This is a genomic window from Streptomyces sp. NPDC052064, from assembly GCF_055585925.1.
On the sequence record NZ_JBVJJE010000018.1, the window covers coordinates 31,520 to 44,245 of the forward strand.

13 protein-coding genes are annotated in these 12,726 nt (G+C 71.3%); 6 read left to right on the forward strand and 7 right to left on the reverse strand.

From position 1 onward, the window contains the following. Positions 1-2 precede the first annotated feature (2 nt). The gene (locus tag ACZ6TU_RS36025; RefSeq protein ID WP_469553110.1) at positions 3-1,436 is read left to right on the forward strand and encodes a M1 family metallopeptidase; all 1,434 of its coding nucleotides are present in this window, start codon (positions 3-5) and stop codon (positions 1,434-1,436) included. A 91-nt stretch (positions 1,437-1,527) separates the two neighbouring features. Here the strand turns inward: ACZ6TU_RS36025 and ACZ6TU_RS36030 are convergent, their stop codons facing one another. Continuing rightward, positions 1,528-2,103, reverse strand: coding sequence for a TerD family protein (locus tag ACZ6TU_RS36030; RefSeq protein WP_467672657.1), 576 nt, complete (start codon positions 2,101-2,103; stop codon positions 1,528-1,530). Positions 2,104-2,249: 146 nt separating this feature from the next. Here ACZ6TU_RS36030 and arfB point away from each other — a divergent pair, with 146 nt between their 5' ends. Next, a complete protein-coding gene (gene arfB / locus ACZ6TU_RS36035) occupies positions 2,250-2,687 on the forward strand; it encodes an alternative ribosome rescue aminoacyl-tRNA hydrolase ArfB (protein ID WP_467672659.1) in 438 nt (145 codons plus the stop codon). Here arfB and ACZ6TU_RS36040 read toward each other — a convergent pair. Then, on the reverse strand, positions 2,684-3,151 hold the full coding sequence (locus ACZ6TU_RS36040) for a GNAT family N-acetyltransferase (protein ID WP_467672660.1): 468 nt from the start codon (positions 3,149-3,151) through the stop codon (positions 2,684-2,686). The genes arfB and ACZ6TU_RS36040 overlap by 4 nt on opposite strands. Before the next feature lie 50 nt (positions 3,152-3,201). Continuing rightward, positions 3,202-3,786 carry a flavin reductase family protein gene (locus ACZ6TU_RS36045; protein ID WP_469553027.1) on the reverse strand — a complete coding sequence of 195 codons (585 nt, stop codon included), beginning with the start codon at positions 3,784-3,786 and terminating at the stop codon, positions 3,202-3,204. Positions 3,787-4,102: 316 nt separating this feature from the next. Between ACZ6TU_RS36045 and cdgB the strand changes: the two genes are divergently transcribed. After that, entirely contained in the window at positions 4,103-5,764 is a 1,662-nt protein-coding gene (gene cdgB / locus ACZ6TU_RS36050) for a diguanylate cyclase CdgB (protein ID WP_467672665.1), read from the forward strand. A gap of 118 nt (positions 5,765-5,882) precedes the next feature. Continuing rightward, positions 5,883-6,818 (forward strand): CBM35 domain-containing protein, encoded by a 936-nt coding sequence (locus ACZ6TU_RS36055; RefSeq protein WP_469553029.1) that lies wholly within the window; start codon positions 5,883-5,885, stop codon positions 6,816-6,818. Between the two features lie 9 nt (positions 6,819-6,827). Here ACZ6TU_RS36055 and ACZ6TU_RS36060 read toward each other — a convergent pair whose 3' ends face one another. The 3 genes from ACZ6TU_RS36060 to ACZ6TU_RS36070 form a co-directional block, all read right to left on the reverse strand. Next, positions 6,828-7,757: a 1-phosphofructokinase family hexose kinase gene (locus ACZ6TU_RS36060; RefSeq protein ID WP_469553031.1), complete on the reverse strand. Its 930-nt coding sequence runs from the start codon at positions 7,755-7,757 to the stop codon at positions 6,828-6,830. A gap of 122 nt (positions 7,758-7,879) precedes the next feature. Continuing rightward, positions 7,880-9,091 (reverse strand): N-acetylglucosamine-6-phosphate deacetylase, encoded by a 1,212-nt coding sequence (nagA, locus tag ACZ6TU_RS36065; protein ID WP_467672671.1) that lies wholly within the window; start codon positions 9,089-9,091, stop codon positions 7,880-7,882. Beyond that, positions 9,091-10,032 (reverse strand): ROK family protein, encoded by a 942-nt coding sequence (locus tag ACZ6TU_RS36070; protein ID WP_469553034.1) that lies wholly within the window; start codon positions 10,030-10,032, stop codon positions 9,091-9,093. Before ACZ6TU_RS36070 ends, nagA begins: the two co-directional genes overlap by 1 nt. A gap of 133 nt (positions 10,033-10,165) precedes the next feature. Here ACZ6TU_RS36070 and ACZ6TU_RS36075 point away from each other — a divergent pair, with 133 nt between their 5' ends. Both ACZ6TU_RS36075 and ACZ6TU_RS36080 read left to right on the forward strand, forming a co-directional pair. Next, complete coding sequence (locus tag ACZ6TU_RS36075) at positions 10,166-11,419, forward strand: ABC transporter substrate-binding protein (RefSeq protein ID WP_467672675.1); 1,254 nt, start codon at positions 10,166-10,168, stop codon at positions 11,417-11,419. A 35-nt stretch (positions 11,420-11,454) separates the two neighbouring features. Next, complete coding sequence (locus ACZ6TU_RS36080; protein WP_467672677.1) at positions 11,455-11,700, forward strand: DUF3263 domain-containing protein; 246 nt, start codon at positions 11,455-11,457, stop codon at positions 11,698-11,700. Positions 11,701-11,872: 172 nt separating this feature from the next. Here ACZ6TU_RS36080 and otsB read toward each other — a convergent pair whose 3' ends face one another. Then, positions 11,873-12,721 (reverse strand): trehalose-phosphatase, encoded by an 849-nt coding sequence (gene otsB, locus ACZ6TU_RS36085; RefSeq protein WP_467672679.1) that lies wholly within the window; start codon positions 12,719-12,721, stop codon positions 11,873-11,875. Between the last annotated feature and the right edge of the window lie 5 nt (positions 12,722-12,726).

The following is a 12,726-nucleotide window of genomic DNA, read 5'->3' on the forward strand; positions in this document are numbered from 1 at the left end:
TGATGGTGTCACGCGCCCATAGGATCGCGATCGTGGCCCGATCTGTACGTCGATCTGTACGTCTTGTCCCCGCCCTGCTCGTCAGCGCTCTCGCCCTCACCGCGTGCGGCGGCGGAGTCCACGGCACCCCGGGCGGCTCCGGCGTACGCGACCCGTACTTCCCGAAGGCCGGCAACGGCGGCTACGACGTCACCCACTACGGCCTGCGCCTCGACTACGACCCGGACGCACACCACCTCACCGGCACGGCCACCCTCACCGCCCGGGCCACCAAGGCCCTCTCCGCCTTCAACCTCGACCTGCTCGGTCTGGAGGCCGGAAAGGTCACCGTCGACGGCGAGACCGCCCGCTGGAACCGTGCCGGGCAGGAGCTCACCGTTCGGCCGCGCGAGGATCTCGACCAGGACGAGACGTTCCGCGTGACGGTCCGCTACTCCGGGGCGCCCGAGACCGTCACCGACCCGGACGGCTCCCAGGAGGGCTGGCTGCGCACGACGGACGGGGCGCTCGCGCTGGGCGAGCCCACCGGGTCCATGGCGTGGTTCCCCGGCAACCACCACCCCTCCGACAAGGCGGCGTACGACCTCACGGTGACCGTGCCGCAGGGGCTGCGAGCCGTGTCGAACGGGGAGTTGCGCAGCGAGACGACCGCGCGAGGCCGGACGACCTTCACCTGGCGTACCGCCGAGCCGATGGCGAGCTACCTCACCACGCTCGCGATCGGCGACTTCGACATCAGCCGGTCCAGGACGGGGGAAGGCCTGCCCGTGTACACGGCCGTCGACCCGGCGGAGAAGGAGGGGAGCCGCGCGGTCCTCGCGCGGATCCCCGAGGTGCTGCGCTGGGCGGAGCGGCGATTCGGCCCGTACCCCTTCTCCTCCACCGGCGCGATCGTCGACCGCGCGGCCGAGGCCGGCTACGCGCTGGAGACCCAGACGCGCCCCGTCTTCCCCGGCGCCCCCGACATCACGCTCCTCGTCCACGAGCTCGCCCACCAGTGGTACGGCGACTCCGTGACGCCGAGGAGCTGGCGGGACATGTGGCTCAACGAGGGCTTCGCGACGTACGCGGAGTGGCTGTGGCGGGAGGACCACGGCGGCGAGACGGCGCAGGAGACCTTCGACGCGCTGTACGACCACGGGGAGAAGACCTACAAGGACCTCTGGTCCTTCCCGCCCGCGGAACCCGCGGACGCCGCGCACCTCTCCGGAGACCCCGTCTACCAGCGCGGCGCCATGGTCCTCCACAAGGTCCGCCAGACCGTCGGTGACGAGGTGTTCGGCGACATCCTCCGGGGCTGGGCGGCGGCCCATCGCCATGGGAACGCGGACACGGCCGACTTCACGGCGTACGTCGAGGAGCAGGTGCCCGGGAAGGACTTCGACGGGATCTGGGAGGACTGGCTGTACGGGGAGGGGAAGCCGGAGCGGCCCTGAAGGCCCGGAGCATCCCCCTGAAGGCCCGGAGCCCCCCGGCCCTCTTACACAAGGCCGGGGGGCTCCGCAGTCAGGACGAGCGGGGCGTCCGTCAGACGTTCACGCCGAAGTCCTGGGCGATGCCGACCAGGCCTGAGGCGTAGCCCTGGCCGACCGCGCGGAACTTCCACTCCGCGCCGTTGCGGTACAGCTCGCCGAAGACCATGGCCGTCTCCGTGGCGGCGTCCTCCGACAGGTCGTAGCGGGCGATCTCGGCGCCGCCGGCCTGGTTGACGATGCGGATGTAGGCGTTGCGGACCTGGCCGAAGTTCTGCGAGCGGTTCTCGGCGTCGTAGATGGACACCGGGAAGACGATCTTGTCGATGTCGGCCGGGAGCGCGGCGAGGTTGACGTTGATCGCCTCGTCGTCGCCGGCGCCCTCACCCGTGCGGTTGTCACCGGTGTGGACGATGGAGCTGTCCGGGGTCTGCTTGTTGTTGAAGAAGACGAAGTGGGCGTCCGAGTAGACCTTGCCCTGCGTGTTGACCGCGATCGCGGACGCGTCGAGGTCGAAGTCTGTGCCGGTGGTGGTGCGGACGTCCCAGCCGAGGCCCACGGTGACAGCGGTCAGGCCCGGAGCCTCCTTGGTGAGCGAGACGTTGCCACCCTTGGACAGGCTTACAGCCATTGTTGGGAGTCCCTTCCCTCGTATACGTACGGCAAAGAAGCTACAGCTACCCCCATGAACGTGGAGAGGGGTACGCGAGGTTCCAGGTCCTTTACTTTCTTTACGCGCGATTATTCGGATGACGTGGACGGGACAGGAGCGGGAACATGGACGGCATGTCTGGTCCCCACGTCATCCGCGGCTCCGTCTCCCTGCCCGAGGCCGAGCTCATGTGGCGTTTCTCGCGGTCCTCGGGGCCCGGCGGACAGCACGTCAACACCAGTGACTCGAAGGTCGAGCTCAGTTTCGACCTGGCGGGGACCGAGGCGCTGCCCGAGGTGTGGAAGCAGCGGGCGCTGGAGCGGCTGGCCGGGCGCCTGGTCGACGGAGTCGTCACCGTACGGTCCTCCGAGCACCGGTCCCAGTGGCGCAACCGCGAGGCCGCCGCCGTACGCCTCGCCGCGCTCCTGGCCGAGGCCACCGCACCCCCGCCCAAGCCCCGCAGGCCGACCCGGATCCCCCGGGGCATCAACGAGCGGCGGCTGCGCGAGAAGAAGCAGCGCTCGGAGACCAAGCGGGGCCGCTCCCCGCGCAACTGGGGCTAGGCCAGGTCCAGAACCCCGACCGTCTCGCCTTCGCTGGTCTCTCCGTTGGGACGGAAGCCGAGCCCCAGGTAGAAGCCCTCCGGGCCGTCGGCGCCGGGATGCCAGGTGACGTAGAACTGCTTGGTGCCGCGCCGGCGCAGCTCGTCGGCGACGGACTCGACGGCGAAGCGGCCGTACCCCTTGCCCTGCTCCCCGGCCGCGATGTTCAGCCGCCACAGGCCCGAGCGCAGCACGCTGCCGTCCTCGTACCAGTCGTTGTCGAGGAAGGCCATGAGGAAGCCGACCGGGCGGTCGCCGTCGACGATCAGGCGGGGCCAGGCGATGCCGGGATGCACATACGCCTCGGCCAGGGACTTCACGACCGGGGCGACCGCGTGCTCCTGGTCGGGCCGGACGCGGATGCCGAGCGCGGCGTCGAGGTTACCGGCGGTGATCTCTTCGAGGCGCGGACCCGTCGTTGTCATGCGCGCACCCTAGGCGCGCCGATCGCCCCGGGCCACCGGGTTCTTCCGCCTCACCCCAGGTGCCGGTACCGCCCCCGGAAGTACGTCAGCGGCCCGCCGTCCGCGCTCGGGACGCGGGCCGTCAGGACGCGGCCGATGACCAGGGTGTGGTCTCCGGCCGGTACCCGCTGCTCGGTGCGGCACTCCAGGACGGCCAGGGCGCCGCCGACCAGGGGCGCGTCGGTGTACTCGCCGCGCGTGTACGGGATGTCCGCGAAGAGCAGACGGTCGCTGACGCGGCCCTTCATGGCGAAGCGGCCCGCGATGTGGCGCTGGCTCTCGGAGAGGACCGAGACCGCCCACAGCGGCTGCTCCTCGAGCAGCTCGTCCATGCGGGAGCCCTCGCGCAGGCTCACCAGCACCAGGGGCGGGTCCAGGGACACCGACATGAAGGCCGTGGCCGTCATGCCCACGTCCTCGCTGTCCGGCGCCGAGGGGTCGTCAGGGTCCAGCGGCGGCTCCTGCGCGGTCACCAGGACCACGCCCGAGGCCAGCCGGGACATGGCGGCGCGGAACTTGTCGTTGCTCACCCCCTCAGCATGCCCGGAGGCGGGCGGCGGAATGATCGGGGACGTGGCAGTGGGAGTGTTCGGCACGTCTGAAACGCTAATCTCCGTCCCCGGCGCCCCGCATCGGGCTCCCGCCCGATCACGGTCTTAGGACTCGCGACGGACTCCCGGGAAAAGGTGTGCGCAACGCGACAAAGTCTGCCTTCGGTAGACGCATGTGAGGAACGCAGAAACTCCACTCAGTTGTTCAGGTTTGCCTGTGACTTGAGTCACAAGGGGCGAGAATTGTTGACCCTGTGTACCGAGTGAGCAGCGCGCTGTGATTCAGTGGCTGGGAAGCTGCCAGGACGATACGCCGATGAGAACCCTTGATTCGCTGCGAGGTCTCGGGGGGAGGGCGAGCATGGAGACCGAGTCGGAGCCCTACGTCCGCCTTGCGTCCCTGCGGCAACTGCACCAGGTCATGGCCGACATGAACACGGCCCGCAGCCTGGCGGACACACTGCAGACCGTCGCGGAGGGCGTCGTCGCCGCCCTCGGGTACGAGCTGGCGTGCGTGAACCTCGTACGGCCCGACGGCGACCTCGTCGTCGCCGCCTTCGCCGGGAACCCCGCCGCCGAGGCCCTCATCACCGGCCGCGTCGGCTCCCGCGAGTCCTGGGACCGCCGCCTCGGCATGGGCGAGCACTGGGGCGACCTGGTGTTCATACCGCACACCGAGGGCTGGGTCCTCGACGACGACGACGTCCCGCAGTGGTACACCGACGGCCCCGCCCCCCGCTTCGAGGACGAGTGGCACCCGGCCGACCGGCTCTTCGCGCCCATGTACGCGCCCGGCCCGCAGGGCAGTGCCGCCTGCGGCGAGCTGATCGGCGTGCTGTCCGTGGACCGGCCGCGCAACGGCCGCCGCCCCGGTGCCTGGGGCCGCGAGGCGCTCCAGATGTACGCCTTCCAGGCCGCCATCGCGATCAGCAACGCCCGGCTGCGCGCCAACATGCAGCGGGCGCTCGTCCGGCTGGAGCGCGAGCAGCAGGCGCTGCGGGCCAGTGAGGAAAGCTTCAGGCAGGCCTTCGAGTACGCGCCGTCCGGCATGGCCATCGCCGAGATGGGCGGCGACCAGCACGGGCGGATCCTGCGCACGAACGACGCCCTGTGCCGGCTGCTGGGCCGCCCCGCCTCCGCGATGCGCCGCTACTCGTTCTCCGACCTGGTCCACCCCGAGGACATAGGCACGCTCCTGCGGACCTCCGCCGAGGGCGGCCGCGCCGAGCTCCGCCTCGGCCGCCGGGACGGCACCTACGTCTGGGTCAGCCTGCGCAACAGCGTGGTCGCGGACGCCGCCGACGGACCGCGCTTCCTCCTCACCCACGTCGAGGACATCGAGGAGCGCAAGCGCCGCGAGCTCCAGCTCGCCCACCGCGCCTCCCACGACTCGCTCACGGGCCTGCCGAACTCCGCCGAGCTGCGCTCACGCCTGTCCGCCCGGCTGTGCCAGCGCGCCGCGTCCCCGCACCCCGGCATCGTCGAGTCCCACGACGCGGCCTCCGGCCACCCCGCCTTCGACGCGATCGGCCACGCCTTCGACTTCGGGCCGAGCGCCGAGCCGTTCGACGCCTACGACCACCATGTGCACACCGTCGCCCCGGACGGTGACCACGACGACGGCACCAAGGGCCTCGCCGTCCTCTTCTGCGACCTCGACGGCTTCAAGTCGATCAACGACCGGTTCGGGCACAACGCGGGTGACGCGGTTCTCATCGAGGTCGCCCGTCGGCTGAGCAACGGCGTCCGCGACGGTGACACCGTCGCCCGGCTCGGCGGTGACGAATTCGTCATCCTCGCCGACGGGCTCGGCCGCGCCGACGCGCAGGACCTCGCGGTCCGCCTGCGCAACGAGATCATCCAGCCCATCCGTGCCGAGGGGCGGGCCGTCCGGGTCGGCGCCAGCTTCGGCATCGGATGGGCACACTGTGGAATGACGGCGGACGAAGTGTTGAAATCCGCTGACGAGCGGATGTACGTCGAGAAACGATCTCGTCCCAAACAACACAGACGCGCCGGGTGAGTCCCAGGTCAGCGAGTTGATGCGGTCTGAGTCACCCGTTTGGGTCACTGGGAGCGGGTAGGCTCGCCCTCTGCTTCATGTACCGCATTGCACCGCACCTGACTGAGGAGACCAAGGGATGACGCCCGGCAACAACGGCGCGAGCACGCCCGAGGACGACGACCCGTTCGGTTATCTCTACGCCGACGGGCAGGCCAACGGCGCCCAGCCGCCGTCCGGGGGCTACGGCTACCCGAACTCGGTCAACCGGGTGCGGGCGGTCGGCACGCGCCAGTACGGCCAGCAGGCGCAGAGCGCGCAGACGGCGCCCTATGGGCAGGCCCCGCAGCAGCAGGGCGGCTACGGCCAGCCGAACGCGCACTACGCGGCACCGGAGACGCTGCCCGGCGGTGCCCCCACCGCCCAGCAGCAGTTGCCGGGCGGCGGTGGTGGCCGTGGCGGTCGTGGGCCGAACACCAAGGGTCTGCTGATCGGCGCGATCGCGGTGGTCGCCGCGGTCGTCATCGGCATCGGCGTGGCCATGCTGGGCGGCGAGAAGGACCAGGACAACACCGACGACCAGGCGGGCACGGTGCCGACGCAGTCCCAGAACGCGAAGCCGAGCCCGTCGCCGAGCAAGGGCGAGCAGAGCGAGGTGGAGCTGCCCAAGACCGACGTGAAGGCGTTGCGGCTCGGGCCGGGCGTTTCGACGGCGTCGGACATCAAGGGCTCGAAGGCCGACGGTGGCGTCTATGTGACGGGCTTCAACCATGTCGGCGCCAAGGTGACCTGGACGGTCAACGGGATCGAGAAGGCCGGCGACTATCGGCTGTATGCCCGCTACAGCATTCCTGGTGTCGACGCCAATGCGACGCTGCTGGTGAACGGCAAGGCGAACACCCAGCCCATGGGCCTGAAGAACTTCATCGGCTCACCGAAGGGCGACTGGGAAAAGGGCTGGCAGACCTCCTGGGCTCCGGTCACCCTGACCAAGGGCACCAACACGATCGAGCTGGCCTGCAACGAGGGCAATCAGTGTGACGCAGTCCTCGACCAACTCTGGCTCCAGCGGTGACGGCCCCGCTCACGCGGCACTGACCTCGCCCGTCACCGCCACCCGCCCCAGCAGATCCTCATACACCCCTCGCTCGAACTCCCCGGCCACCGGCGCCTGCACCGTCGCCACCGACAAGGCCGTTGCCCGGGCCAGGCGGTGCGGCCAGGGGAGGTGTTCGACCAGGCCCGACAGCAGGCCCGCGACCACCGAGTCGCCCGCGCCCGTCGGGTTGCCTCGCACAGAGGTCGGTGGGGTGGCTCGCCAGCGGCCCTCTCGGGTGGCGGCGAGGAGGCCCTCGGGGCCGAGGGACGCGACCACCGCGCCCGCGCCCCGGCGGCGGGCGTCCTGCGTGGCCCGCAGGGGCTCGTGGGAGCCGGTGAGTTCCGCCAGTTCGTCGGCGTTCGGCTTGATGATGTCCGGGCGGGCCGCGACGCCCCGGCGCAGGGCTTCGCCGCTCGTGTCCAGGAGGACCGGGACACCGGCGGCACGGGCCGTACGGACCAGGCCGGCGTACGCACCGACCGGCACGCCCGGTGGGAGGCTGCCGCACAGTGCCACTGCCGAGGCGGACGGCAGCAGGTCCTCGTAGGCATCCTGGAAGGCCGACCATTCGGCGGGCGTCACCATCGGGCCCGGTTCGTTGAGCTGCGTCGTGTCGCCGGTCTGCTCGTCGACGACGGCGATCGTGCGGCGGGTGGCGCCCGGAACCGGGACCAGCGCGTCCACCACGCCCGGCACCGCAGCGAGCAGCTCCTGCACGACCTGTCCCGTCGCACCGCCCGTGAAACCGGTCACCGTCACCTCGTGCCCGAGCGCCGCGAGCACCCGGGCCACGTTGACGCCCTTGCCGCCGGGGCGTTCCGTCACCTCGGAGACGCGGTGGGAGGCGTGTGGCCGGAGGGACCGTACGCGGTAGGTGATGTCGAGAGCGGTGTTCAGTGTGACCGTGAGGATCACCTGGGCCGACCTCCCCCGAGAATGCGCTTGCTGCCGTGAACGTTCCGCAGCTCGATCATGCCAAAGAGACGGCGGTCGGCCCAGTCCTGGGGCGGCCACCGTCTCTCGACTGCGGGGACGGATCAGTGCAGTTGGGGACCGACTACCCATTCGCCCCGGCGCATCACGCCCTTGAGCTCGTAGTCCGCGTCCAGGAGCACCAGATCCGCGTCCTTGCCGGGCTCCAGGGAGCCGATCCGGTCGTCCATGCCGAGGAGCCGGGCCGGGGTGGCCGAGAGTGCCGCCACCGCGTCCTCGACGGACAGGCCGTCGACGGTGACCGCCCGCTTGAAGGCACGGTCCAGGGTGAGGGTGGACCCGGCGATCGTGCCGTCCGCCACCAGGCGGGCCACGCCGTCCGCGACCTCCACCTCCAGCGGGCCCAGCCAGTAGCGGCCGTCGCCGAAACCGGCCGCGTCCATCGCGTCCGTGATGAACGCCACCCTGTGCGCTCCCGCGCGGTGGAACGCCAGCTGGAGTGCGGCGGGGTGCAGATGCGTGCCGTCGTTGATCAGCTCGACCGTGATCCGGTCGTCCTCCAGGAGCGCGGCGATCGGGCCGGGGGATCGGTGGCCCAGTGGCGGCATCGCGTTGAAGAGGTGGGTGGCGACCGTCGCGCCCGCGTCGATGGCCTCGGCCGTCTGCTCGTACGTCGCGTCCGTATGCCCGATTGCCGCGATCACGCCGTGTTCCGCCAGGAGGCGTACGGAGTCCAGGCCGCCCGGAAGTTCGGTGGCCAGCGTGACCATCTTCGCCTTCCCCCGGGCCGCGTCGATCAGCTTGCGGACCTCCGCCGGGTCCGGGTCGCGCAGCAGTTCCTCGGAGTGCGCGCCCTTGCGGCAGGGGGAGATGAACGGTCCCTCGAAGTGGATGCCGGCGATCTCGCCCTGCTCGGCCAGCTCGCTCAGCAGGCCCGCGCGCCGGGTGAGGAAGTCCATGTCGCCGGTGACGGTCGAGGCGACCAGGGTGGTCGTGCCGTGCAGGCGGTGGGTGTGGATGCCCTTGAGGATGTCCTCGGCCGACCCGGAGGTGAAGGAGGCTCCGCCTCCGCCGTGGTTGTGGAGGTCGACGAAGCCGGGGAGTACGTAGTGGCCGGTTACGTCGATGACCTGGGCGTTTTCGGGGGCTGTGTGGGTGATGCGGGGGCCGTCGATGGTCAGCTGGCCGTTTTCGACGGTTCCTGTGGGGAGGACGACGGTTGCGCCGGTGAGGACCGTGGGGTGTCCGGCCGTCGCCGGGTGCGAGTGCGTGGTGGCTGGTCGCGCAGTTCCCCGCGCCCCTGGGGCATCGGTCATCAGGGCGTTACCTCCATACGGTCGGTCGACGACAGAAGATCCCAGGCCAGCAGGCCCGCCCCCAGGCAACCGGCGCTGTCCCCCAGAGCCGCGGGGACGATTGACGGTTGTTTCTGGAAGGTGATGCGGTGGCGGAGGGCTTCCCGTAGTGGGGTGAACAGAGTTTCCCCCGCCTCCGCCAGCCCCCCGCCGATGATCAGGGTGCGAGGATCCAGCAGGGTCAGGGCCGTGACCAGGCCGTCGGCCAGGGCGTCCACCGCCCCCTGCCAGACCGCCCGCGCCCTCGGGTCGCCGGAGTCCACCGCCTTCGCGCAGTCCGCCGCGTCCGCCCCCGGGTCCCCGGAGGCCGCGGCCCAGGCCTCGCTCACCGCCGCCGCCGAGGCGAAGCGCTCCAGGCAGCCGCGCTGGCCGCAGGGGCACTCGGCTCCGCCGGGGCGTACGACGATGTGGCCGATCTCGCCCGCGAAGCCGTGCGCGCCCGCCTCGACCCGGCCGTCGACTCCGATGGCGCCCGCGATGCCGGTGCCCAGGGCCACGAACAGGAACCGGTCGGCGCCCCGGCCCGCGCCGACCCGGCCCTCGGCGAGGCCGCCGGTCCGTACGTCGTGGCCGAGGGCGACCGGGACGCCCAGTCGCTCCGCCAGCAGGTCGCGCAGGGCCACGTCGCGCCAGCCGAGGTTCGCCGAGTACGCGGCGATGCCCCGCGCCTCGTCGACGATGCCGGGGACGGCCACGCCGGCGGCCGACGCGGGCGTGCCGAAGTGCTCGGCGCCGTACGCGCGCAGCTCGGCGGCGAAGTCGAGGATGCCCGCGACCACGGAGTCCGGTCCGTGCTCGCGTCCGGTGGGGCGGCGGGCGCGGTGCAGCAGCTCGCCCTCCGGCCCGGCCAGGGCGCCCTTCATTCCGGTGCCGCCCACGTCGAGGGCGATGACATGTCTCACGGAGAACAGTGTGACCCGAGGACCCGCGAGAGGTCTAGTCCACTTAGGTGGTGTAGACCTTGTTCCGAATATCGAAAACTTTCGTTGGCGGTGACGCCAGGGTTGGGGAAGAACAGCGGTGCAGCGGCGGCGAATGGCAGAAACGATCGCGGTGGTGTCCGCACTGGGCATGACGGCGGTCCTCGGCGGCTGTGGCGTGACGGGCGGCTCCGCCGACGTGACCCTGAAGCTGGTCGCCGCCGACTACGGCGACAGTGCGGCCAACAGCTCCAAGAAGTACTGGGACAAGCTCGTCGAGGAGTACGAGGCCGACAACCCCGGTGTGAAGATCGACGTCAGCGTCTACTCCTGGAACGACGTCGACCGCAAGGTCCGGGAGATGGTCGCCGCCGGTGACCCGCCGGACATGGCGCAGATCGGCGCGTACGCCGACTACGCGGCGCAGAACCAGCTCTACAAGGCCGACGACCTGCTCTCCATACCCGTGCAGGCAGACTTCGTCGGGCAGCTGGCCTCCGCGGGACAGGTCAAGGGTGTGCAGTACGGCATGCCGTTCGCCTCCTCCACCCGCGTGCTCTTCTACAACAAGACCCTCTTCGCCAAGGCCGGCATCACCCCGCCCCGGACCTGGGACGACCTGGCCGACGACGCCGAGGCACTCAAGGACGAGGGCGTGAAGTACCCCTACGCGCTGCCCCTCGGCCCGGAGGAGGCCCAGGCCGAGACCATGCAGTGGATGCTCAGCGGCGGGGGCGGCTACGCCGACACCGTCGGCAGCTACGGCATCGACTCCCCGGAGAACATCGACACCTTCTCCTGGCTGAAGAACGAACTGGTCGGCAAGGACCTGACCGGGCCGGTCGCGCCCGGCGAGCTCAACCGGGCCGCCGCGTTCTCCGCCTTCGCCAAGGGCGAGGTCGGCATGCTCAACGGCCACCCCTCCCTGATGAAGATCGCCGCCAAGCGCGGGGTCGAGTACGGCATGGTGCCGACGCCCGGCAAGGAGGGGCCGAGCAAGTCCACGCTCGGTGTCGCCGACTGGATGACGGCCTTCCGGAAGAACGGCCACCGCGACCAGGTCGGCGACTTCCTCGACTTCGTCTACAGCGAGAAGAACGTGCTGGCCTTCTCCCGCGAGTACGACCTGCTGCCGGTCACCGGCTCCGCGTCCCAGACCATGGCCGCCTCCGGCCAGGACCGGCACCTCAAGCCGTTCCTGGAGGAACTGCCGGTCTCCGAGCTCTACCCGGTCGGCAAGACCTCCTGGGCCGACGTCAGCGCCCAGGTCAAGACGCAGATCGGCAAGGCCGTCGCGCCCTCCGGCAGCCCCTCGGGCGTCCTGGGCCACCTCCAGGCGGCGGCGAGCCGGGCGGAGAGCGCGGAGTAGTCCCGCTGTCGGTGGCGGGCGTTACGGTGCCTGACATGGACGAGGACACGGGTGACGAGCGGCTCGGGCGCGGGGAGCGGGACATCCTCGCGCTCGAACGCCGCGGTTTTTCCGGACCCGGTGCGAAGGAACGGGCCATACGGGAGGAGCTGGGCCTCGCCCCCGTGCGCTACTACCAGCTCCTCAACGCCCTGCTGGACGACCCCCGGGCCCTGTCCCACGACCCGGTGACGGTGAACCGGCTGCGGCGCATACGGGAGACGCGCCGGGCGGAGCGTTAGGGGTCCTTTCACTATGAGCGCCCGGATGAGGTCGCGTGGTCTGGTGCCGTGCATCGCAAGGCGCCGGAGAGCCCTCGTAGCGGAGCTACTAGGGCTTTTCGGCAACGCGGCGAGGTGCGGTGCCAGGCCGCGCGACCCGGGCGGGCATAGTGAAAGGCCCCCTCAGGACGCGTCAGCCGAGCCGGTCCGCCAGCTCGCGCAGCAGGCGTACGACACCCTCCGGGCCGTCCACCACCACGTCAGCCCGCTCCCTCAGCTCGGTCACCTCGTCGCTGCCGCTGCACACCAGCAGGCCCGGCATGCCGTCCGAGCGGAGCTCGTCGACGGCCGAGTAGGCGGGCAGGTCGCCCAGGTCGTCGCCGGCGAAGAGGACGGACCCGGCGCCGATCTCCCGGGCGAACCCGGCGAGGGCGGCGCCCTTGTCCATGCCGGGCGGGCGGAGTTCGAGGACCATGCGGCCGGGCTCCACGATCAGGCCGTGGCGGCCGGCCAGGCCGGCGAGCGGTCCGCGCAGGGAGTCCAGCGCGGCCTGCGGGTCGGCGGCCCGGCGGGTGTGCACCGCCACCGCCCGGCCCTTGTCCTCGACCCAGGTCCCCTGCGACGCGCCGAACCGTTCGAGGAGCTCGGGCAGCTCGGTGCGGACCGCGGCGACGCCGGGATGCGGCTCGGGGGCGCTGACCTCGCCGGTCCGGGCGTCCCAGCGCTCGGCGCCGTAGTGGCCGAGGACCACGAGGTGCTCCAGGCCCGGGACCTCCGCGAAGCCGCCGTTGCGCACGGCGACCTCGGCAGGCCGACCGGTGATCACCGCCACGGCGGCCACCTTCGGCGCGAGCGCGGCCAGTGCGGGCACGGCCTCCGGGTGGGCCCGGGCCTTCTCGGGGTCGGCCACGATCGGCGCGAGCGTCCCGTCGAAGTCGAGGCCGATCAGCGCCTTGCCGGGGTGGGTGAGGAGAGCGTCCAGACCTTCCTGGCCGGCTTTCGTGGCGGGCGCCGGCAGCGGGGAGTCCGTGGGACCGGTCATCGGCG